This window comes from Hymenobacter sp. 102, from assembly GCF_049949205.1.
Classification (GTDB): Bacteria; Bacteroidota; Bacteroidia; order Cytophagales; family Hymenobacteraceae; genus Hymenobacter.
Genome location: NZ_CP188172.1, coordinates 4,097,549 through 4,119,028, shown reverse-complemented (window position 1 = coordinate 4,119,028; position 21,480 = coordinate 4,097,549). Strand labels below are relative to the sequence as shown.

Below are 21,480 nucleotides of genomic sequence, written 5' to 3'. Positions count from 1 at the left end.
AGTTTATGGCTACCACCTGGAACCGCCGCGCCGCTCTGAAAGGACTGCTGACTACTACCGCTGCCGTGAGCACTATTGGCCTGAGCGGGTCCGCCGCGCCCGTTGAAACCACAACTGCTATGCCTGCTGCCTTGAAAGGAAATATCCGCCAATCGGTGTGCCGCTGGTGCTTTTCTGAATTGTCGCTGGAGCAGCTGTGCGCGGCGGCCAAGGAAATGGGCATTCGGGGCATTGACCTGGTGGGCCCGCAAGAGTGGCCCACGCTGAAAAAGTACGGGCTGGATTCGCCCATGTGCAACGGCGCAGAAATCAACCTCACCGACGGCTTCAACGACCCGCAGTTTCACGCCCGCCTGCAGAAGCAGTACGCCGCCATGATTCCGCAGGTGGCCAAGGCCGGCTACCGCAACCTGATTTGCTTCAGCGGCAACCGCCGGGGCAGAACGGACGAGCAGGGCTGGGCCAACTGCGTAGCCGGACTCAAGCCGCTCATGAAGCTGGCCGAGCAGCACAACGTGGTGCTGGTAATGGAGCTGCTCAACAGCAAAATCGACCATAAGGACTACCAGTGCGACCGCACGGCCTGGGGCGTGGAACTGGCCAAACGCCTGGGTTCCGAGCACTTCAAGCTGCTCTACGACATTTACCACATGCAAATTGACGAGGGCGACGTTATCCGCACCCTTACCGAGCACCACCGCTACATTGCGCACTACCACACCGCCGGCGTACCCGGCCGCCACGAGCTGAACGACGCGCAGGAGCTGAACTATCCCGCCATCATGCGCGCCATTCAGGCCACCGGTTTTCAGGGCTACGTGGCCCAGGAGTTCATCCCGAAGCAAACTGACAAGCTGGCCTCCCTGCGCCAGGCGGTGCAGCTCTGCGACGTATAATGCGGTTTGGCCCGATTTTTACAACTTGTCATTCCGAACGAAATGAGGAATCTGGGTTACCCATTCGATAGGTACTTACCCCAGATTCCTCACTTCGTTCGGAATGACACTAGAACTTAAAGCTGCTGTGCCAGCCTTACCCCACCACTCTATGAAACTCCCGCTTCTGACTGCCGCTTTATTCAGTATTTCCGTGGCCGCCTGTGCGCAACAAGCCGGTAAACCGGAAGATACCGAGGTGTGGAAGCCCGAGCCCAAAGTGGTAGCGGGCAAGCTGAAAACGACCCCACCGCCTGCCAAGGCCATTGTACTGTTTGATGGGAAGAACCTGAACGAGTGGGTATCGGCCGACGACCGGACCCAGCCGGCCCAGTGGACCGTTGCCAATGGTCTGCTGACGGTGGATAAGCCCAAGGGCAACATCGAAACCAAGCGCACCTTCACCAACTACCGCCTGCACCTGGAGTGGCGCGTACCGGCCGATATAACCGGCCAGGGCCAGGTGCGCGGCAACAGCGGCGTATTTCTGGCCTCCCTGGGCAAGGGCGACCTGGGCTATGAGCTGCAGATCCTCGACCCTTACCAGAACCCGACTTACGTGAACGGCATGGCGGGCAGCATCTACAAGCAGCGCATCCCATTGGCTAACCCCGGCCGCAAGCCCGGCGAATGGCAATCGTACGACGTGTGGTGGACGGCCCCCACCTTCAAGGCCGATGGCACGCTGAACACCCCGGCCCGCGTAACGGTGGAGTTTAACGGCGTAACGGTACAGAAGAATGTGGCCCTGGCCGGCCCCACCCGCTACATCGGCCCGCCCCAGTACGAAGCCCACGGCCCCGCCCCCATCAAGCTCCAATCCCACGGCGACCCAAGCGCGCCGCTCAGCTTCCGCAACATCTGGGTGCAGGAACTGAAATAGGCGCTCAGGGATTGATTGACCCTACAGCACTAAAGAGCCCGTTATCCTTGGCATAGGATATCGGGCTCTTCTTATTTCCCAGTGATTTTTACAAGCGGGCGGGGTCTTCCACTAACATGCCGTCCCGCTCGTGCACCAGCCCAAACGGCTCGTCGCGCACGATGAGGATGCCGTCCAGGTCGCACACGTCGGCCAGGGCGCTCAGCTGCACCGCCGACCAGATACCCAGCGAGGTTTCCACCATGCAGCCCAACATGGTTTGCAGGCCGTGGGCGCGGGTTTCCCGCAGAATCCGCAGGCCGTTGAGGTAGCCCCCGGCCTTCATCAGCTTCATGTTCACCCCATCAAACTGTCGGGCTATGTCAGCGAAGTCGGCCTCGTCGGTTACCGATTCATCGGCGAAAACCGGGCACTGCAGCTGCCCTTTCAGGGCGCGGTAATCGGCGGCGCAGGTGGCGGGCAGGGGCTGCTCCAGCAGGCGCACACTCAGGCCCGGCAGCGGCCGAATCTGCTCCCAGCTCTGGCGGAGGCTGTCGGCATCGGTCCAGGCTTCATTGCCGTCCACAATCAGCGGGTGGCCGGGCAGCAGGCGCGTTACTTCCCGCAGCAGGTCCACGGCTCCCTCCCGGTTTACTTTCACCTTCAGCAGCGGAAACCGGCTGAGGCGCTGGGCTTCCAGAAACCCGGCCACCTCCCCGGGCTCCATGATGGGCAGGGTGGCGGCCGTGCCCACGGCCGCCGCTGGCGCGGGCACACCCAGCCACTGCGGCACCGTCTGGCCCCGGCGGGCGGCCTGCCAATGCACAAACGCCGATTCCAGCGCAAACCGCAGGGCGTGAGCCGGCTGATGCTGGTGCAGAAAAGCCGTTAGCTCCTCGATGGTTTCGCACTGGCCCAAGCCCGCCGCCTGCAGCTGGGCAAATTCCTGCTCCAGGCCCTCGGGCGTTTCGCCGTAGCGTATGTTGGGGGCCGCCTCGCCCCGGCCCTGCAGGCCCTGGCCTTCCACCCGCAGCAGCAGGTTGGTTTTAAACGTGGAGGAGTTGCGGGAGATTTTCCAGGTGTAGCGCAGGGGCAGCTGCAGCAGCGTGAGGGACCAGGTGAGCATGGAGAGGAACTGAAGAGAGCAGCAAAAAAGCGGCTGGCTCGCCCCGTTGACTGTTGCCGGACGAGGAATTTACCAACCAGTAAGCCAAGCTACGGCATTGGGCACAGTTCTCAGCCCCGAGAAGCCTATCTTTGTCCGGTTCCCACTGTTTTTCCTCTCCTGAATTGCCGCGCATGAAGTTTTCGCGACTCTCGCTTGTTGTACTTATTCTGTTCCTGGTAGCGGCGGTATGCACCGTGCTGGCGGCCCAAACGCCCCCCGCCCTCGACCCCCTGGTGGCCCTGGTGGCGCGGTGGCTGGCGTTGGCCGGTATCGTTTTCCTGGCCGTCAAGCGCCGCTCCATCACCTTCTGGATTGTGGTGAGCATGCTGGTAGGCGCTGAAATCGGCAACGACTTTCCCGAGCAGGCTATCGGGCTGAAAGTGCTCAGCGACGTGTTTTTGCGGCTGGTGAAAACCATCATTGCCCCGCTGGTATTCGCTACGCTGGTAGTGGGTATTGCCGGCCACGCCGACCTGAAACAGGTCGGCAAGATGGGCCTGAAGGCGCTGGTATACTTTGAAGTGGTGACCACGTTTGCCCTGTTCATCGGGCTGGCAGCCATCAACCTCACCAAAGCTGGCGAGGGCGTGGACCGCAGCGGCATTGCCGCCGATACGGAGCAGCTGGCCACCGTCAAGCAAACCACCGCCGACATCATCCTGCACATCTTCCCCGAAAACATTGCCAAATCCATTGCCGAAGGGCAGGTACTGCAGGTAGTCGTGTTTGCCATCATCTTCGCTATCGGCCTCGCTATGGTGCACCAGAAGCACCGTCAGCCCATGCTGCAGTGGACGGAAAGCCTCTCGGAGGTGATGTTTAAATTCACCAACGTGGTCATGTTCTTCGCCCCGCTGGGCGTGGGTGGAGCCTTGGCTTACACGGTAGGCAAGATGGGCTTTGCCCCACTGCTGAACGCCTTTAAGCTGCTGCTCACCCTGTACGGTGCCCTGTTTGCCTTCGTGCTGCTGGTACTGGTACCCATTGCTTTGCTGGCCCGCATTCCGCTCAAGCGCTTCGTGCAGGCCATTGCCGAGCCGGTGAGCATTGCCTTTGCTACTACGTCTTCGGAAGCGGCCCTGCCCCGGGCTATGGAAGCTATGGAAAGCATTGGCGTGCCGCGCCGGATTGTAGCCTTTGTGATGCCTACCGGTTACTCCTTCAACCTCGATGGAACCACCTTGTACCTGTCCTTGGCCGCCATTTTTGTAGCGCAGGCCGCCGGCGTTGACCTGACCTTCGGGCAGCAGCTGGTGATGGTGTTTACGCTTATGCTCACCTCGAAAGGGGTAGCAGGCGTGCCCCGGGCTTCGCTAGTGATTCTGCTGGCTACGGTGGCCTCATTCAATCTGCCCTCCTGGCCGGTGTTTATTATTTTGGGAATTGATGCCCTGATGGACATGGCCCGTACCGCCGTCAATGTGATGGGCAACTGCCTGGCCACGGCCGTGGTAGCCCGCTGGGAAGGCGAGTTTATCGACAACTACGTGGCCCCGGAGCCCGTGGAAGAGCTGGCCGAGGCCGATAGTACGCTGGCTCACCACGGGCACTAATCAGCCGGAGTGCTACCTGCCTTTTTGGGATTCCCGCTTCCTGTTCTGGGGGGCGGGAATGTTTTTGCCGGACAGTACGTAGTGCCGGTAACCGCCTGATTCCGGGCCGCTCACCGAGTTTTTGCATAATTCCGGCCGAACCGGTGGATTACTGCCGACGGACTGGTTATTTTTGAACTTCTTCGCGAATCAACGACTCCCCTTCTTATTTCCCGTCTGCTATGATGTACCGCTACGCCTCGCTCCTGTGCCTGATGGGTTTTCTGGGTTTGACGAGCTGTAAATCGACGGAAAAGGCCGTGTACCGCACGGTGCGCTCCAACAATTCCGTGGCCCTGGGCCGCTTGCCCAAGCTGGACGCAGTAGTGGAGCCCGGCCCCTTAAGTATGCAGGAAGGGGAAGGTGCCCACCCCGACGATGCCAGCAAGCTGTTCCGCCAAGAGCTTTCCTACCACCTAGCCGAGCCGCAGAATGATACCACGCGCTACGGCTACGCCAAATTCATGGTCACCAAGGCCGAGCAGCAGCGCACCGGCCGCGTATTGCAGGCTTTCCAGATGCTCACGCTCATGACGCCGAGCCTGCTGGGCGTGCCCCTGGAGTGGTACCGCACCAACATTACGGCCGAAGTACAGATCATCAATGCCCGCGGCGAGGTAATTGGCACCTACACCGGCACCGGCCGCAGCAAAGTGCGCGTGGCCATGTACCACGGCTACGGCCAGTCGAAAGCCGCCCGCCTTTCCGACGTGCAGGCCCTGCGCCTCGCCCTCGACCAGATTCGCCCCCAGCTGGACGCCGACGCCGACACGTTGCGCCTGCAGCTGGCTACTTCCGGTCCCGTGGAGGAAATCATTGGCTCGGCGGAAGTACGGTAAGGTTCCGCAAAAGAGAAAACATAGAAGGCCGTTCGTCTTTCTGCGCAGTGTTCGGGACCTGTTGATTCAGGAATAAGCATCGTACCAACGACTTGTTTCTGACTCACCAGGTCCTGAGCAATTTACGACCCGTATGCGGGGCTGGCAGACTAAGGAGCCGTTGTGAAATCAATCAAATACGGTTTCAGAGAAACGCCATCGAGGCTGCGAAAATTTTCACCAACTAACAGCTGATAGTGCTGGCCGGGTTTCAGTGGCGCTATTTCGTAGGTTGCGGTAATACCGTCCGCAGAGAAACCGACTAGCTTTCCGAGGCGCAACAGATTGGGGAAACCAAGCGGACCTAGCTCAAAATTGCGGTGGTTTGGATCCATTGGGACCGAAAACCGAAGCGTGATAGTGGAGAACTGCGGATTTACGACTTGTTGGCCGTTGCTGAATTGATCAATGCCCACCACCTCGGGACGGTTTTGCTCAAAATCCCGCTTGAGCTGCGCAAAAGTCCGGTTGAAATATCCCGACTCATCAACCAACTGCTGCATGGCCCGCTCGTCGTTATAGTCCAGCTCTATCATGGCCTTGATAGCCCGCTTTTTGTCAGCTGCCCGAACATAGTATTTTTCGCAGATGGCATAGCCTACGTAGTACCCCAGGTCTCGGGTGGCAAACTCATTGGGGTCATTGGAGTACAGCCAGAAGCCGGTGAAGGAGTTGAGCAGTTGAGAGGCAAACCGGGCCTGAATTTTCGTTGCCTGGGCCGAGCCGACGCGCAAGGCAGGCAGCGTTGAGGGCCGGCCCGTGGTCAGTACGGTCACGAATTCCGCCACCCCTTCTAACAGGCACTGCCCCAGCAACGTAGTAGCGGCGGTGGTTTTCTGCTGGGTGTGGACAAACTCGTGTACGTTGGTAAAGATGATTTCCGCATCGGACCGCTCCCGAAAATGAGGGGGCAAATGTGCCAGCTTAGGCCCGAATTCTTCGGTTACAGTGGTTTTATCGGCCAGTAGCGTTTCACTACCTATCAGCACCATATTGCCTGCGGTGGTACCTCCGGTACGTAAAGCGCCGATGGTAAAATACGTGGTAGCGGGCTTGGCCTCCGGATACAGGACGTACAGTTTTCGAAGGGCAGCCTGCCCGCGCTGGCCCAGGGCGGCGGCCCGGAGTGTGTTAGGCCTCACAGATTGCCAAAACCGGGGATACCCGGCAATAGCCTGAATATAGTCGGCGGCGGTGTAGCCGCGAACCTGCATGATGGCTCGAAGCCCCGGGGAGCCGGGCTCAATAAAAAGCGTGTTGAGGTAGGCATACTGCTGGGCGCTGTCGGGGGTGCTTATGATTTTGTCGTATGCCTTCCAGAAATTGGTAATATCCTGCGTGACAACCGGCAACTTACCCTGAGCGGCTGCTTCTGCCGCAAATAAGGTCAGGCCGAAGCAGAGGTAGCTATATTTCATACCGAAGATCAAGGGTAGATGCTGGATAAATTAGAAAACGGAGCCAATGTACTTAAAAGCCGCGCGTAGTTAAACTGGGACTGACCCGGTTACGGGAGGTACCTTAGCTGAAAAGAAAACGAAATACAACCCTGCGCCGCCGGAGATAAACGCTACCTTTGTTTCCCGTTATGCCAGACCGAAATTCCACTTCCGCGGCTGCCACTACGGCCAAATTCATTTTCGTAACGGGCGGCGTTACCTCCTCGCTGGGCAAAGGCATCATTTCGGCCTCCCTGGCCAAGCTGCTGCAGGCCCGCGGCTTCCGGGTCACCATCCAGAAGTTCGACCCCTACATCAACATCGACCCCGGCACGCTCAACCCCTACGAGCACGGCGAATGTTATGTAACCGACGACGGCGCCGAAACCGACCTGGACCTGGGCCACTACGAGCGGTTCCTGAACGTGCCTACCTCCCAGGCCAACAACGTCACCACCGGCCGCATCTACGACCACGTAATCCGGCAGGAGCGCGAAGGCGCGTACCTGGGCAAAACCGTGCAGGTGGTACCCCACATTACCGACGAGATTAAGCGCCGCATGCTGCTGCTGGGTCAGACCGGGCAGTTCGACGTGGTAATTACCGAAATCGGGGGCTCTATTGGTGATATTGAAAGCCTGCCCTTCGTGGAATCGGTGCGGCAGCTGCGCTGGGAACTGCCCGAGAACAGCTCCCTCGTGATTCACCTCACGCTGCTGCCCTACCTGAAGGCGGCCGGCGAGCTGAAAACCAAGCCCACCCAGCACTCGGTGCGCGACCTGCGCAGCGCCGGTTTGCAGCCTGATATTCTGGTGTGCCGCTCCGAGTACCCGATTCCAACGGAAATGCGCCGTAAAATTGCGCTGTTCTGCAACGTGAACATCAACTCCGTTATCGAGAGCCTTGACGCCGACAGCATTTACTCGGTGCCGTTGCTGATGCTGAAGGAGCACCTGGATGAGCGGGTTATCAAGAAACTGAAGCTGCAGGGTGGCACCCACCCCGATCTGGAGGCGTGGAAGGATTTCCTGGGCCGCCTGAAAAATCCCACCGAGGAAGTAACCATTGCTCTGGTAGGCAAATACGTGGAGCTGCCCGACGCCTACAAATCCATCATTGAAGCCTTCGTGCACGCCGGCGCGCAGAACGAGTGTAAAGTGACAGTGCGCAGCGTGCAGTCGGACCACATTAACGCCGACAACGTGGCCCAGCTGCTGCACGGCGTGGATGGCGTGCTGGTAGCGCCGGGCTTCGGGGAGCGGGGCTTTGAAGGCAAGATTCTGGCGGTGCAGCACGTACGAGAAAACGGCATTCCGTTCTTCGGAATTTGCCTGGGTATGCAGGTGGCCGTGGTGGAGTTTGCCCGCAACGTACTGGGGCTGAAGGACGCCTCTTCCACGGAGATGGACGCCCAGACAGCTAACCCCGTCATTGCCATGATGGAAGAGCAGAAGAACATCACCCAAAAGGGCGGCACCATGCGCTTGGGAGCCTACGACTGCGAATTGCGTAAGGGCTCCAAAGCCGCCAAAGCCTACGGCCGTAACCACATCAGTGAGCGGCACCGCCACCGCTACGAGTTCAACAACGACTACCTGGAGCGCTACGAGGCCGCCGGCATGCTGGCCTCGGGCCGCAACCCGGAAACCGGGCTGGTGGAAGTGGTGGAGCTGCCCAATCACCCGTGGTTTGTGGCCGGCCAGTTTCACCCCGAGCTGAAAAGCACCGTGCAGAATCCCCACCCGCTGTTTGTGCGCTTCGTAAAGGCCGCCATTCAGTTCCGGAAAGGGTAGGTGAGCTAGTGAACTGGTGAAATGGTGAGTTTCCTGTTTGAGAAGGCTCAGAGGTCCGGTGCTGCGCAAGCCGCGCCGTAAGCGGCAGCCGAACATAAAACTCGCCATTTCACCACCTCACCATTTCATCTTTCCTGACAAAAACGCCGGGGCGGAAAATATTCGCCTGACAACACCGACCTTTGTAGCAGGGTTGCCGGATTTTTGCTGGCTGCCCTGCTACCTTTTTTATTTGCTTCACCAGTACCTAGATGGACAGAAATTCAGCAATTGGCGTCTTCCTGATGGCCGCCTTGCTTTTGCTTTACCTGCAGTTCGCGCCCAAGCCAGAGCCGGAAAAGGCGGCCCCCGCCAAAACCACGGCCACCGCTACGGTGCCCGGCGCTGCCCCCGCCCCCGCCGACTCGGCGGCGCTGGCCCGGCAGCTGGGCACGTTTGCCGCTGCCGCCCAGGGCACAGCCCAGACCACGGAACTGAAAAACGACCGGCTGACGGTTTCGTTTTCCTCAAAAGGCGGCCGCATAGAAGCCGTCCGCCTGAATAACTACAAGACATTCTTCGGGCAGCCGCTGGATATTTTTGATGCCAAGAGCGCCCAGCTGGATACCCGCTTCCGCACCACCGACGGCCGGCAGGTAAAGCTCTCCGACCTGTATTTCCGGGCGGAGCCCCAGGGCACCAATGCACTGCGCTTCGTGGCCGATGTGGCCGGGGGCCAGATTGAGCAGCTATACACCCTGCCCGCCAACAGCTACGAGCTGAGCTACAACCTGCGCTTCAACGGCCTGACCTCGGCCGTGGCCCAGGAGCCGCTCACGTTCACCTTCGTGGACAATGTGCGCCAGACCGAGCAGGACCGCAAGCAGAACCGCAACCACACCACCATCAACCGCTACCTGGTTTCCGGCGACCATACGGCCTTGGCCGAGACTTCGGAAAACCCCGAAGAAATTAAGATAACGGAACCGCTGAAATGGGTGGCTCACAAGCACGACTTCTTCGTGGCTGGTATCATTGCCGATAACCAGTTCAACTCGGGTCAGCTGAACTCCAAAGTTGACCTGAACGACTCCACCTACATCAAAACCCTCAGCACCACGCTGGCCATTCCGGCCGCCGACGTGCAGCAGGGCAAAGCCAACTTCCGCTTCTACTTCGGCCCGAACTCCTTCAACATTCTGAAAGAAGTAGCGCCCGATTTCGACCGGAACGTGTACCTGGGCTGGGGCCTGTTCCGTTGGGTGAACCGCTTCCTGGTACTGCCCGTGTTCCACTTCTTGGAGCAGTTTATTGGCTCCTACGGTATCATCATTGCGCTGCTGGTGGTGCTGATTAAGCTGGTTACTTGGCCCCTCACGTACAAAACCTACGAGAGCCAGGCCAAGATGAAGGTGCTGAAGCCCGAGCTGGACGCCATCAAGGAGAAGTACCCCGACGACCAGGTGAAACAGCAGCAGGAAACCATGAAGCTGCACCAGAGCATGGGTGTGAACCCGCTCAGCGGCTGTATTCCCACGCTGCTCACGATTCCGATTCTGTTTGCCATGTTCCAGTTCTTCCCGAACGCCATTGAACTGCGGCAGCAGCCCTTCCTCTGGGCCCACGACCTGAGCACCTACGACGACCTGATTAAGCTGCCGTTCGAGGTGCCCTTCCTGGGTAGCCACATCAGCCTGTTCACGGTGCTCATGACGCTCTCGACGCTGGCCATGACCTACCAGAGCAACCAGACCAACAGCGCCATGCAGGGGCCCATGAAGTTCTACAGCTACCTGATGCCGCTGGTGTTCTTCTTCGTGCTGAACAGCTTCGCCGCCGGCCTGACGTGGTACTACCTGGTATCGAACCTGGTGACAATGGCCCAGCAGGCTATTACCCGCCGCTTCGTGGATGACGCCAAGGTGCGCGCCAAGCTGGAAGCCAACAAAGTGAAGAACAAGGACAAAAAGCCTACCGGCTTTGCGGCCCGCCTGCAGGATGCCATGAAGGCCGCCCAGGAAAAAGAGGCCCAGAACCGGCAGGGTGGTCGCGCCACTGCCGCCGCTTCCGACGATGACGACTCGGACTCAGAGCCGGGCACGGGTGCTTCGGATATTTCGCCGAAGAAGCCCCGCAAAACGCGCCGCTCTTAGTAGCTGCTGAAGTTACCTCGTAGTGAAACGCCCTGTTGCCATCCGGCAGCAGGGCGTTTCCCATATCTGGCACCAAGTTTGGCTATAGGCTTTCAGCTATATTGCTGCTCTCATCTTCCCTCCCTCCTTCGCTATGCGTGCTGCTTTACTTGCTCCGATTATCACGCTGCTGGGTTTGGCGGCCTTGCCTGCCTGCACGGTGAACTACTACGTGCCGGCTGCCAACGATGCCCCCGTGGCCAGCAACGCCCCCCGCCGGTACCCGCCCCGCGGGCAGTGGCAGCAAGTACCGGGCCCGCCCCGCCAGGGGCAGTACCCACCGGTAGCTTCGGTGCCCACACCGGCTCCGCAGCCTAGCGGCCCGGTGCGGCAAACGCCGCCTCCGCAGCCGGGCCCGCCCCGGAGCCCGGTAAAGGAAACGCCGGCTCCCGCACCGGCTCCGGCTCCTTCGGCTCCGCAAACGTATCCTTATCCCACGGGTGGCATCAAACCCAGCAAACCGGTGACGCCGCCCCCGCCAGCTCCTTCGGCTCCGGCACCCACTGCGCCGGCTCCCGCCCCGGCATATCCCTATCCTACGGGCGGCATCAAGCCTAGCAAGGATGTAGCGGCAGCACCTGCCCCCACGCCTGCTCCGGCACCGGCTCCTGCACCCCCGGCCCCCGCTCCCGCTTATCCGTACCCCACGGGTGGCATCAAGCCCAGTAAGCCCGTGGATGAAGCACCCGTGCAGCCCAATGAAACACTGGACGCCCCGGCACCTACCGGCGCGCAGATGGTGCCTACCGCCAGTACCATTCCTGTTTCCGGACCTGGTAAAGTTGAGTTGGACTCAGAGGTGCAGGCGGGGCCGGTGCTGGTATTTGGCAAAACGCCCTGCTTCGGCAAGTGCCCACACTTCACGGCCCGGCTGTACGCCAACGGCCGCTTGCAATATGAGGGCCAGCAGTATGCCCCGGTGGAAGGAAACCTGGATCTGATGCTGGACCCCACCGTGGTAAGCCGGTTGCTGCAGGCTGCCGAAGCAAGTCACTTCCGCAGCTTCAAGCCGGAGTATGCCAGTGGCGCCACCGATATGGCCGCTACTACGCTGGTCATCAACTACCCTGATGGCTCCACAAAGTCGGTGCGGGTGGAGGACGGGGCCCCGGAGGAGCTGCAAAAGCTGCTGGCCCTGGTCAACAGCCAGATTGAAAAAGCTGTGGGAGCGGCCAACGACCGGTAGGCACCGGTTTTCTGTTGAGGCTAACACCAAAAAAGGCGCCCTCTGCGGAGGACGCCTTTTTTGGTGCCATCACCGGCAATATTAGCCTTTGCGGGCCTCGTCGAAGCGGCTGTTCACTTCGCCCCAGTTTACCACGTTCCAGAAGGATTTCACGTAGTCCGGGCGCTTGTTCTGGTGCTTGAGGTAGTAGGCGTGCTCCCACACATCAAGGCCCAGAATGGGTGTGCCGCGCTGGATGCCGGCCACGTCCATCAGGGGGTTATCCTGGTTGGCGGTGGAAGTAATCATCAGCTTGCCGGCTTTCTTGTCGTAGATCAGCCAAGCCCAGCCGGAGCCAAAGCGGCCGGTAGCAGCCTTGGTGAATTCTTCCGTGAACTTCTCGTAGGACCCGAAATCCTTGTTAATGGCCGCGGCCAGGCCGCCCGTAGGCTGCCCGCCGCCTTTGGGCGAGAGAATCTGCCAGAAGAAGGAGTGGTTCCAGTGGCCCCCGGCGTTGTTGCGGACGGCATCGGACTGCTTACTGGCGGAAGCCAGCAGCTGGGCCAGGCTCAGCTTTTCCTCCGGCTTGCCGGCCACCGCTTCATTCAGCTTCGATACGTAGGTTTTGTGGTGCGCATCGTGGTGAATTTCCATGGTTTTGGCGTCGATGTGCGGCTCCAGGGCATTGAAGGCGTAGGGCAGTGCGGGCAGCGTGAAGGGGCCATCGGCAATGGGCGTGGCGCGGGCTTCGCGCAGCAGCTTTTCCTCGTGAGCGGCAGCCAGCACGGCGGGGCTAACCAACGCTCCAATGGCCGTGAGCAGGGCATTTTTCAGAAAATCTCGCTTCAGCATGGGAATAGAAAGGCAGAAAAAGTGGAAAGAACACGGCGGACGACCAGCGCCGGCCGCGGCGGTTCAAGGTAGAACTACTTACCCGAATTAAGGGCTTGCTGTTGCATTTGGGGCCTACTTTTGTGCAGGCGGGCACGGTTTTGGGTTGGCTGCGCGTTCATCCGCAAGCTACCTTGCCGTTTCATTCGCTTCCACTACCATGGCCATTACCCGTCGTTCCGCTCTTTCGTTCTCCATTACCCGCGCCGGCCGCGGGCTTGGTTTATTGCTGACGCTTCTTCTGCTCACTCGGCTGGCCCAGGCCCAGGTGCAGCTACGCGGCGTGGTGCGCGACAAAGAAACCCAGGAAGTGTTGCCGTTTGCCAGCGTAGCCGTACCCGGCACCACCAACGGCACTACCACCAACATCGACGGCGAGTTTACCCTGGTGGTAAAACAGCTGCCCGTAACGCTGCTGTTTTCGGAGCTGAACCACGTAAAGGATACCCTGCGCATTACCTCGGCCACGGTGCCTATTACGGCGGTTTTGGCCGAAGCTACCGTGGTGCTGCCCGAGGTGAAGGTGGCCAGCTTCCCATTCCAGGTGGTTGACCGGGCCTTCCGGAACCTGCAGCGCAATTACCGCCGCACCTATTACGGCAAGGCCTTTTACCGCCAGATTACCCGCATTGACAAGCAGCCCACTGAGCTGCAGGAAGTAGTGTGGAACGTGAAGTCGAATCCCGCGCGCATCATTGGCACCACCCTCGCCCAGGGCCGCTACGCCGCTGTGCAGGCCCCCATCAACCTGAGCAACTTCTCAGTATATACCCGCAAGTTCGGCTTGTTTGACCCTGGCCAGGACAGCACCACCTCCCTGGCATTGCTGAGCCCCAACGTAGAGAAAAATTACCTTTTGGAGCTGAAAGGCATTGTGGGCGAGGACTCTACCGGGGGCGTGGCCGAAATTCACTTTGAAACCCGCCCTGAGCTAAAATACCGCGCCGAGGGCACCGTATGGATTGATATTGAGAATTATCAGGTGGTGCGCTACCGCATGACGCAGCCCAGCTTTACGGGCAGCACCAACAACCCCCGCCAAAAATTCGACGAGGCCAAGCTCATGATCGAAATGGCCTTCCATGCCACCAACGGCAAAGGCGAAGTGGCTCCCCTGGAACTGATGAAGATGGACCTGACTACCAATCTCACCGAGCCGGGCAAACAGCCTCTGGCCATCAATGTGTCGTCGTTCACGTATTTCTTCGAGCAGAGCAGCAAACCTCAAAACCTGCCCTACACCCGCGCCAGCCTCACCGACCGGGACCTCGACGCTATCCGGGCCAAGCCCTACGACCCCGAGTTCTGGGCCAACAACCCCGTGGTACAGCGTACCCCGGCGGAGGAAGAAGTAGTGAGTGCCTTCGAGAAGAAAGGCGCTTTCGGCTCAATGGTGAAGAAACCCGCTGCTCAACCCACCCGCAGCCTCCGCAATGGCTCCGTAGTGCGGTAACCAGGCACCTAGCATCCCTACAAGAGCCCCACGCTTACAACCCTGTTACGGGGCACAGGCGCGGGGCTCTCTTTTGGGCGCACTATCCCAGAAACGCCACCAGCAGCATCAGCAATAGTCCTATGAGAAAGGAACTACCGATGCCGATGGCAATGCCCTTAAGCAGGCGGGCATCGGACGAGGAAAAATGCGTGGGGCGGTCGGTGGGGCGGCGAACTGGCATACCTAGCTAACCCGCAAAACGGCAAAAAGTCTCCCGCAGAGTCGGCAATGTGGAGTTTTTAATGGTTGAGGCGCAGCGTTGCACGGCTGGACTGCATCTTTGGCGCATGAAAACAACTTTGCTTGGCTTGCTGCTGACAGGTGCTTTACTGAGCGGACCTCCTGGTGAGACGCAAGCGCAAACTACCCCGGCCTCTGCTCCTTCCGAACTCCGGATTGCCTTCGGCTCCTGCAACCGCCACGACTTGCCCCAGCCCCTCTGGGATGACATTGCCCACGACCAGCCCCAGGTGTGGATCTGGCTGGGTGACAACATTTACGGCGACTCCGATGACCCCGCCGTGCTGCGGGCCAAATACGACGCCCAGCGCGCTCAGCCCGGCTACCGCCAGCTGCAGGCCCGGGGTACGCAGGTAATTGGCACCTGGGACGACCACGACTACGGCCGTAACGACGGCGACAAGAACTACCCCTTCAAGGCCCAGAACCAGCAGCTGGCCCTGGATTTTCTGCAGGAGCCCGCCGGCAGTCCGCGCCGCACGCAGGAAGGTATTTACGCCTCGTATGAGTATGCCGTAGGCAAGAAAAAGGTGAAGGTGATTCTGCTGGACGACCGGTATTTCCAGGACCCGCTGTTCCGCGACTCGGCGCTGGTGTACCACCCCAACCCTACCGGCGACGTGCTGGGCGAGGCCCAGTGGGCCTGGCTGCGGCAGCAGCTCACCAATTCCGATGCCGACGCCCACATCATTGCCTCAGGCATTCAATTTTTGCCTTACCAGCACCGGTTCGAGAAATGGGCCAACTTTCCGGTGGCCCGGCAGCGCCTGCTTACCTTGCTCAAGGACACCAAACCGAAAGGCGTGCTGCTCATCAGCGGCGACCGGCACATCGGTGAAATATCCCGGGTACCGGTAGCGGGCCTGAAGCGGCCGGTGTACGAAATAACCTCCAGTGGCCTCACTCACCCGGCCACGCATAATACATCGGAGCCCAACCAGTACCGGGTAGGGCCCCTGGTGAATCAGAAACACTACGCTCTATTCCAATTCCGCCCCCACGGGCGGCGGCTGGGCGTTACGGCCTCCCTGCGCGGCGACGATGGGCAGGTGTTTTACACCGAAGAAATTAACTTGAACCGTTAGCCAACTTCCTCGGGGGCCCGGAACCTGTACGTCGGTTCCTGCCCTGGTTCGGCTAACTTCGCAGCCTCACCTTTTGCCTTCCGCCGTTTTGTCCTTCTCCCGCTTTCTTTCCCTGTTGCTGCTGGCGCTGGTATTGCTCAGCCCCGATACTGGCTCGGCCCAGCGTCGTCGCAAAAAAGCCTCTGCCCGCACAACCACCCGTACCGTAGCCCGCCGGGCCCCGGTACGCAAAGCGCGCTCCGCAGCGCCAGCCGCACGACGCGCAACACCAGCTGCCCCGGCTACCGTGGTTGCGAAACCAGCTCCCCGGCCCGGAACCACCGCTAAAAGCCGCAACCAGCCAGTACCGTTTGCCGGACAGCTGAACTCCTCGCGGTGGGTTGATTCGGTGATGCAGACGCTTACGCCCGACCAGCGGGTGGCCCAGCTGTTTATGGTGGCGGCCTACTCCAACCGGAAGCGCATCGATGAGGACTCCATTTCGACCCTGATTCAGCAATACGGTATTGGGGGGCTGATTTTCTTCCAGGGCGGGCCGGTGCGCCAGAGCCGCTTGCTGAACCGCTACCAAAGCCAGAGCAAAGTGCCCCTGCTGGTAGCCATGGACGCCGAGTGGGGCGTGGGCATGCGCCTGGATAGCGTGGTGCGCTTCCCCTACCAGATGAGTATGGGCGGCGTGCGCGACAACCAGCTCATCTACGACATGGGCACCGAGGTGGCCGCGCAGTTCAAGCGCCTGGGTATGCACGTAAACTTCGCCCCGGTAATTGACGTGAACAACAACGCCGCCAACCCCGTCATCGGCTTCCGGAGCTGGGGCGAAAACAGGGAAAGCGTGACGGAGAAAAGCTACCTCTACATGAAGGGCATGCAGGACGCGGGCGTGCTGGCCGTAGCCAAGCACTTCCCCGGCCACGGCGACACCGACACCGACTCCCACCTGGCCCTGCCCCTACTCCGCATCGACCGGAAGCGGATTGACACGCTGGAGCTCTACCCCTTCAAAAGCCTGATCAAGCGCGGCATTGGGGGGATGATGGTGGCCCACCTCAACATTCCGGCCCTCGATACCACGGGCCTGCCCTCCACCCTTTCTAAACCCATTATTCAGGGCCTGCTACAGCAGAAGCTGGGGTTTGAAGGCGTCATCTTCACCGACGCCATGAACATGAAGGGCGTTATCAGCAAGTACCCGCCCGGTGATGCCGACGTGCGGGCCCTGGTGGCCGGCAACGACATTCTGGAGTTCAGCAAGAACATTCCGCTGGCGTTGCGCATGGTGCGGGAGGCCATTAATAGGGGCGAGCTGACCCAGGCCGAAATTGACCGGCGCTGCCGCAAGGTACTGGCCCTGAAACAGTGGGCGGGCCTGAATAAATACCGGCCCATCAACCTGGCGGGCCTCACGGCCGACCTCAACACGCCCCACGCCCAGTACCTGAGCCGCCAGCTCACGGAGCTGAGCGTAACGGTGCTGCGCAACCAGAAAAGCGTGCTGCCCCTCCAGCGCCTCGATACGCTGCGGCTGGCTACCCTCACCATCGGCACCAAGGATACCACCGACTTCCAGCGCATGGTAGCCGATTATGCCCCGGTACGCCACTTCTGGCTGCCCGCCACGCCCACCATGGACGAGCTGACGCGGATGCGCGAAACCCTGCGAGCCTACAACACCGTGCTGATTGGGGTAAACAACCTGGGCCGCCTGCCCGCAACCAACTTTGGGGTAAGTCCCGAAACCAACGTGCTGCTGCGGGAGCTGGGCGGCAAAGGTCAGCGGCTGATTGTCTCGGTGTTCGGCTCGGCCTACGCCGCCGCCAAGCTCCGCGACTTGGACCGCGCCGACGCCGTGGTAATGGCCTATCAGGAAAGCAAGAACGCTCAGGAAGTAGCCGCCGAGGTGATTTTCGGCGGTATTTCGGCCAGCGGCAAGCTGCCCGTTACCATCTCCGACCGATACGCCTACGGGACGGGCCTGGCCACCCAAGGCGGCACCCGGCTACGCTACAGCTTCCCCGAAGCGGTGGGCATGAACAACAACCTGGAAAGCCGGGTGGATTCGATGATGCAGGCCGCCATTGCCGCCCGGGCCTTCCCCGGCGGACAGGTGCTAATTGCCCGCCGCGGCACCGTGGTGTTGCGCAAAAACTACGGCACCCAGCAGTACCCCGAGGCCGGCAAGCCAGCCCGCCCCGTGCAGAGCAACGACCTGTACGACCTGGCCTCGCTGACCAAAGTATCGGCCGCGCTGCCTTCCTTGATGAAGCTGCAGGACGAGGGCAAATTCAACCCCGATATGACGATGGGCCAGCTGTTTCCGGAGCTAATGGGCACCAACAAGCAGGACCTGAAACTGCGCGACGTGCTAACGCACCAGGCCCGCCTGAAAGCCTGGATTCCGTTCTGGAAAGACTATACCAAGCCCCGCGGCTTCTTCAACGCGCTGCTGGGCAAGAGCCCCGAAGCCAAAGAGGTATCCGCCACGAAGCCCTCGGAGCTGAACCGCCGCTACTTTCGCCCCGATTCATCGGCGCGGTTCCCACTGCCGGCCGGGCCCGGCCTGTGGGCCCGCAAGGATTTCCCGGAGCGCATTGTGAAGGCCATTGCGGAGTCGCCTCTGAACGAGAAGCCAGGTTATGTGTATTCTGATTTATCGTTTATTCTGTACCCGCGCTTTGTGCAGCGGGTGTCGGGCAAGCCGATTAATCAGTTTGTAACGGATGAGGTATACCGGCCGCTGGGCGCTACCACGCTGGGCTACAACCCCACCCGCCGCTTCCCCCTCAGCCGCATTGTGCCCACCGAGTATGACTCCCTGTTCCGTCACGGCCAACTGCACGGCACCGTGCACGATGAAGGCGCGGCCCTACTCGGCGGCCTCTCCGGCCACGCCGGCCTGTTTGGCTCGGCCACCGATTTGGCTAAACTGGTGCAGATGTATGCCTGGAACGGCCGCTACGGCGGGCAGCAACTTTTGAAAGCCGAAACCGTGCAGGAGTACACCCGCTGCCAGTTCTGCCCCGACAACCGCCGCGCCCTGGGCTTCGATAGGCCCGCCGCCAACCCGGCCATCAACTCGGCCCCGCTGGCCTCGCCCCAGAGCTACGGGCACACTGGCTTTACCGGCACGTATTTCTGGGTAGAGCCTAAGGAAGAGCTGTTCTGCATTCTGCTCACCAACCGCGTAAACCCCACCCGCCGCAACAACAAGCTCACCGAGCTGAGCGTGCGGAGCAACCTGCTCCAGATTGCCCTGCAAAGCGTCCGGCAAGCGCAAAAGCAGGAAGTGGAAAGCACCGTTCCGAAGGAGGAATAAGCACAGTGCCCCGGCCAGATGGTCGGGGCGCTTTCGTTATGGTGTTTTCTTCTCAGCCATGTATACCATATCAAGTGGCCGGGTAGCTTCTTGCAGAGTAAGACCCAGCTTCTGCAAATGCTGCTTGACCTCAAGGATTTTGTCTTCCGGCTGTAATGCCAACTTCATATCATAGCGGCCTGCCAGACCAGTTTCATCTACCACAGGCCTGCTTGCCATATTCTCCAAGAACTCCCGCAGCGTTTCCACGCGGCCACCTTCCGCTTCAAACCCTTCACCCGACCACGAAACCTGTTCGGCTTTGTTGGATTGCAGCCAAGCAGCAGTATTAGGCAGACGACGCAATACATACACCGGCTGGTTTTCCGACCGCACCGACACCTGTAACCCAAACCGCGGCTCCAGCTCCGGCCGCAGCCGCTCCAACAGCTGTCCGGCCTGCTCGCGGGGCACAATCAGGTCCACGCAAAACAGGTTGGCAGGCTCGTACTTATTCCGGTCGGTCGGCAATTGATTCTTGACCCGCAGATGCGACACGTGATACACTTGCTGCACCAGGTTTTGCAGCGTGGTATTGATAAACGTCACCCGGCGTCCGCGCAGGCCCGGCGTTTGGTCGCGGCGCATCTGGGAGCCCACGCCCGTCAGGTAAGGCAGCACATTCAGGGCGAAGCGGGTACTGGTATCGGCCGGAAAAAAACTCAGAGGGTTGCGCAGTTCGTCGTGTTTGGGTTTCACTGCTGCGTTGTGGCCAGCTAGCCACTTTTCTACCACCTCCGCCGTAATCAGCTCAGGCGTAGTAATAGCCAATATTTTTCCTGTAGGACCAATTACTACAGTGTGTGGTACTGTACGATGGGGAAAATAACGATACAATACGGCCTGCTGGTCAGGGAGTGGTGCCAATGGAATATGCACCGGTCGGCGTTGCAGAAACGTGCGCACTCGCGCTTCTGAGTCGTTGGCGACACCTACCACCTGTACCTGGCCGGGAAATGCCTGCTGTAAGGAATCAAGGTGCTGAAGTGCAGGAATGCAGGGTCCGCACCACGTACCCCAAAACTCCAGCACCAGCAGCTTACCAACGGCTTCCGAGGAAGTAAATGTGGAGCGCGTACTGTTGAGCGTGGTCAGCGTAAATGAGGGCACTTGTGCGCCCTCTTGCAGCCCCTGGGCCTGGGTGGTACACAAGGGTATGGACACCAATAGAAACGCTCCGAGCAAAGAAGAATTACGCATCAGAATAGCAGAAGGAATAATTGAGTAGTAAGCTAAACCTACTGATTTTCTGACTAGCTTCCTTATCCCTGCGAAACCCTGCGTCTCCCACCCCGAACCACTGCGCGAAACCCCACCCGACCATGCTACAAGGCCTCATGATGAACACGCCCCTGCGCATTGAGGGGCTGCTGGAACACGCCGAGAAATGGCACGCCGACACGGAAATTGTGAGCCGCCTGCCCGAAGGCGGCCTGCACTACCTACACTGTCTTGGAATAAACACTGCCATCTAAAAATCTACTATCCTGTTTCGATCTCAACAATTCAAGGAGAATGGAAATAGAGAATTATTCTACCATGAGGCGACAAGAAGCGCTTTCGCACCGAACGGTGTAGAGGCCGGCGGGCAGCCCGCGTAGGTCGAGTACTACTGTTACTGACTGGGCCGGAACTACCGCCGTTTGCACCTGTCGGCCTAGCGCGTCGAGTAGCTGTACCCGCCGCCGCTGACTCGTAGCTGGCAGCGTTAGCGTGGTGGAGTTCCGCGCAGGATTAGGAATAAGCCGTAATGCCGCAGCGTGGGCCGTAGCAGCGGCTAACGGCCCGCTGGACGTACTCTCGTAAACACCAATGTGCACAGTTGCTTTACTGCCGTCGCCCACTCCGGTGAACTCCCCGCCCGCATACACCTTACTCCCGTTCATAGCCAGTGCTCTCACGAAGTCATTCAGTCCAGTTCCCAGACTGCTCCAGCGTGTACCATCCCATTTAGCCACGTGGTTAACTGTCACGCCCCCGGCGGTGGTAAAGGTTCCTCCGGCATATACGTTAGGGCCATTGGCGGTAAGTGCGTATAGGCCAGAGCCGTTCGCACCTGTCACATTCACTCCCGTTCCCAAGTTACTCCAGCCCACACCGTCCCATTTGGCTATATGGTTCACTGCCACGCCCCCGGCGGAAGTGAAAACACCCCCAACGTACACGTTCGGGCCGCTGGCTGCCATCGAAATGACAACTCCAAACCTATCCACTCCCATTCCCAATGGGCTCCAGCCCGAGCCGTCCCACTTAGCCACTTTACTGGCGGCCATGCCCCCGGCAGTAGTAAAGGTTCCGCCAACGTACACATCCCCGCCGCTCAGAGTCAGCGCTGTCACCATGTTATCTACTCCAGTTCCTAAGCTACTCCAGCGCGTGCCGTTCCATTTGGCAATGTTATTGGCAACCAC

The 21,480-nt window shown here is 60.0% G+C and carries 17 protein-coding genes; 11 read left to right on the top strand and 6 right to left on the bottom strand.

The genetic code is table 11. The features are described from left to right. The first annotated feature begins 5 nt into the window (after positions 1-5). Both ACN19L_RS17740 and ACN19L_RS17735 read left to right on the top strand, forming a co-directional pair. Complete coding sequence (locus ACN19L_RS17740) at positions 6-896, top strand: hydroxypyruvate isomerase family protein (RefSeq protein ID WP_426490798.1); 891 nt, start codon at positions 6-8, stop codon at positions 894-896. Positions 897-1,047: 151 nt separating this feature from the next. Beyond that, complete coding sequence (locus ACN19L_RS17735) at positions 1,048-1,818, top strand: 3-keto-disaccharide hydrolase (RefSeq protein WP_426490797.1); 771 nt, start codon at positions 1,048-1,050, stop codon at positions 1,816-1,818. A gap of 88 nt (positions 1,819-1,906) precedes the next feature. Here ACN19L_RS17735 and ACN19L_RS17730 read toward each other — a convergent pair whose 3' ends face one another. Next, complete coding sequence (locus ACN19L_RS17730; RefSeq protein WP_426490796.1) at positions 1,907-2,923, bottom strand: dipeptide epimerase; 1,017 nt, start codon at positions 2,921-2,923, stop codon at positions 1,907-1,909. Positions 2,924-3,096: 173 nt separating this feature from the next. Here ACN19L_RS17730 and ACN19L_RS17725 point away from each other — a divergent pair, with 173 nt between their 5' ends. Then, the gene (locus ACN19L_RS17725) at positions 3,097-4,518 is read left to right on the top strand and encodes a dicarboxylate/amino acid:cation symporter (RefSeq protein ID WP_426490795.1); all 1,422 of its coding nucleotides are present in this window, start codon (positions 3,097-3,099) and stop codon (positions 4,516-4,518) included. A gap of 221 nt (positions 4,519-4,739) precedes the next feature. Next, complete coding sequence (locus tag ACN19L_RS17720) at positions 4,740-5,396, top strand: hypothetical protein (protein ID WP_426490794.1); 657 nt, start codon at positions 4,740-4,742, stop codon at positions 5,394-5,396. A gap of 149 nt (positions 5,397-5,545) precedes the next feature. Here ACN19L_RS17720 and ACN19L_RS17715 read toward each other — a convergent pair whose 3' ends face one another. Beyond that, positions 5,546-6,853: a hypothetical protein gene (locus ACN19L_RS17715; protein ID WP_426490793.1), complete on the bottom strand. Its 1,308-nt coding sequence runs from the start codon at positions 6,851-6,853 to the stop codon at positions 5,546-5,548. A 170-nt stretch (positions 6,854-7,023) separates the two neighbouring features. Between ACN19L_RS17715 and ACN19L_RS17710 the strand changes: the two genes are divergently transcribed. From ACN19L_RS17710 to ACN19L_RS17700, 3 genes are all read left to right on the top strand, one after another. After that, positions 7,024-8,667 (top strand): CTP synthase, encoded by a 1,644-nt coding sequence (locus tag ACN19L_RS17710; protein WP_426490792.1) that lies wholly within the window; start codon positions 7,024-7,026, stop codon positions 8,665-8,667. Positions 8,668-8,918: 251 nt separating this feature from the next. Then, the gene (gene yidC / locus ACN19L_RS17705; protein WP_426490791.1) at positions 8,919-10,799 is read left to right on the top strand and encodes a membrane protein insertase YidC; all 1,881 of its coding nucleotides are present in this window, start codon (positions 8,919-8,921) and stop codon (positions 10,797-10,799) included. A gap of 133 nt (positions 10,800-10,932) precedes the next feature. Further along, positions 10,933-12,024: a DUF6438 domain-containing protein gene (locus ACN19L_RS17700; protein ID WP_426490790.1), complete on the top strand. Its 1,092-nt coding sequence runs from the start codon at positions 10,933-10,935 to the stop codon at positions 12,022-12,024. An 81-nt stretch (positions 12,025-12,105) separates the two neighbouring features. Here ACN19L_RS17700 and ACN19L_RS17695 read toward each other — a convergent pair whose 3' ends face one another. Then, a complete protein-coding gene (locus ACN19L_RS17695) occupies positions 12,106-12,855 on the bottom strand; it encodes a superoxide dismutase (RefSeq protein ID WP_426490789.1) in 750 nt (249 codons plus the stop codon). A 199-nt stretch (positions 12,856-13,054) separates the two neighbouring features. Here ACN19L_RS17695 and ACN19L_RS17690 point away from each other — a divergent pair, with 199 nt between their 5' ends. Beyond that, positions 13,055-14,347: a carboxypeptidase-like regulatory domain-containing protein gene (locus tag ACN19L_RS17690; RefSeq protein ID WP_426490788.1), complete on the top strand. Its 1,293-nt coding sequence runs from the start codon at positions 13,055-13,057 to the stop codon at positions 14,345-14,347. Between the two features lie 82 nt (positions 14,348-14,429). Here the strand turns inward: ACN19L_RS17690 and ACN19L_RS17685 are convergent, their stop codons facing one another. Next, positions 14,430-14,570, bottom strand: coding sequence for a hypothetical protein (locus ACN19L_RS17685; protein WP_226266401.1), 141 nt, complete (start codon positions 14,568-14,570; stop codon positions 14,430-14,432). A 106-nt stretch (positions 14,571-14,676) separates the two neighbouring features. On the opposite strand from ACN19L_RS17685, the gene ACN19L_RS17680 reads away from it, so the two are divergent. Next, positions 14,677-15,714 (top strand): alkaline phosphatase D family protein, encoded by a 1,038-nt coding sequence (locus ACN19L_RS17680; RefSeq protein ID WP_426490787.1) that lies wholly within the window; start codon positions 14,677-14,679, stop codon positions 15,712-15,714. A gap of 88 nt (positions 15,715-15,802) precedes the next feature. Then, entirely contained in the window at positions 15,803-19,030 is a 3,228-nt protein-coding gene (locus ACN19L_RS17675) for a glycoside hydrolase family 3 N-terminal domain-containing protein (protein ID WP_426490786.1), read from the top strand. A gap of 36 nt (positions 19,031-19,066) precedes the next feature. Here ACN19L_RS17675 and ACN19L_RS17670 read toward each other — a convergent pair whose 3' ends face one another. Continuing rightward, positions 19,067-20,269 carry a TIGR03435 family protein gene (locus ACN19L_RS17670; RefSeq protein WP_426490785.1) on the bottom strand — a complete coding sequence of 401 codons (1,203 nt, stop codon included), beginning with the start codon at positions 20,267-20,269 and terminating at the stop codon, positions 19,067-19,069. A 122-nt stretch (positions 20,270-20,391) separates the two neighbouring features. Here ACN19L_RS17670 and ACN19L_RS17665 point away from each other — a divergent pair, with 122 nt between their 5' ends. After that, positions 20,392-20,544 carry a hypothetical protein gene (locus tag ACN19L_RS17665; RefSeq protein WP_426490784.1) on the top strand — a complete coding sequence of 51 codons (153 nt, stop codon included), beginning with the start codon at positions 20,392-20,394 and terminating at the stop codon, positions 20,542-20,544. Between the two features lie 54 nt (positions 20,545-20,598). Here the strand turns inward: ACN19L_RS17665 and ACN19L_RS17660 are convergent, their stop codons facing one another. Further along, a complete protein-coding gene (locus ACN19L_RS17660) occupies positions 20,599-20,955 on the bottom strand; it encodes a T9SS type A sorting domain-containing protein (RefSeq protein ID WP_426493599.1) in 357 nt (118 codons plus the stop codon). Between the last annotated feature and the right edge of the window lie 525 nt (positions 20,956-21,480).

Excerpts from the sequence above, each read along its gene's own strand:
- ACN19L_RS17685 (WP_226266401.1), bottom strand. The coding sequence starts at position 14,570 with ATGCCAGTTCGCCGCCCCACCGACCGCCCCACGCATTTTTCCTCGTCC.
- ACN19L_RS17695 (WP_426490789.1), bottom strand. The coding sequence starts at position 12,855 with ATGCTGAAGCGAGATTTTCTGAAAAATGCCCTGCTCACGGCCATTGGA.
- ACN19L_RS17690 (WP_426490788.1), top strand. The coding sequence starts at position 13,055 with ATGGCCATTACCCGTCGTTCCGCTCTTTCGTTCTCCATTACCCGCGCC.
- ACN19L_RS17735 (WP_426490797.1), top strand. The coding sequence starts at position 1,048 with ATGAAACTCCCGCTTCTGACTGCCGCTTTATTCAGTATTTCCGTGGCC.
- ACN19L_RS17700 (WP_426490790.1), top strand. The coding sequence starts at position 10,933 with ATGCGTGCTGCTTTACTTGCTCCGATTATCACGCTGCTGGGTTTGGCG.
- ACN19L_RS17740 (WP_426490798.1), top strand. The coding sequence starts at position 6 with ATGGCTACCACCTGGAACCGCCGCGCCGCTCTGAAAGGACTGCTGACT.
- ACN19L_RS17710 (WP_426490792.1), top strand. The coding sequence starts at position 7,024 with ATGCCAGACCGAAATTCCACTTCCGCGGCTGCCACTACGGCCAAATTC.
- ACN19L_RS17715 (WP_426490793.1), bottom strand. The coding sequence starts at position 6,853 with ATGAAATATAGCTACCTCTGCTTCGGCCTGACCTTATTTGCGGCAGAA.
- ACN19L_RS17680 (WP_426490787.1), top strand. The coding sequence starts at position 14,677 with ATGAAAACAACTTTGCTTGGCTTGCTGCTGACAGGTGCTTTACTGAGC.
- ACN19L_RS17730 (WP_426490796.1), bottom strand. The coding sequence starts at position 2,923 with ATGCTCACCTGGTCCCTCACGCTGCTGCAGCTGCCCCTGCGCTACACC.
- ACN19L_RS17670 (WP_426490785.1), bottom strand. The coding sequence starts at position 20,269 with ATGCGTAATTCTTCTTTGCTCGGAGCGTTTCTATTGGTGTCCATACCC.
- ACN19L_RS17665 (WP_426490784.1), top strand. The coding sequence starts at position 20,392 with ATGCTACAAGGCCTCATGATGAACACGCCCCTGCGCATTGAGGGGCTG.
- ACN19L_RS17720 (WP_426490794.1), top strand. The coding sequence starts at position 4,740 with ATGATGTACCGCTACGCCTCGCTCCTGTGCCTGATGGGTTTTCTGGGT.
- yidC (WP_426490791.1), top strand. The coding sequence starts at position 8,919 with ATGGACAGAAATTCAGCAATTGGCGTCTTCCTGATGGCCGCCTTGCTT.
- ACN19L_RS17660 (WP_426493599.1), bottom strand. The coding sequence starts at position 20,955 with ATGAACGGGAGTAAGGTGTATGCGGGCGGGGAGTTCACCGGAGTGGGC.
- ACN19L_RS17725 (WP_426490795.1), top strand. The coding sequence starts at position 3,097 with ATGAAGTTTTCGCGACTCTCGCTTGTTGTACTTATTCTGTTCCTGGTA.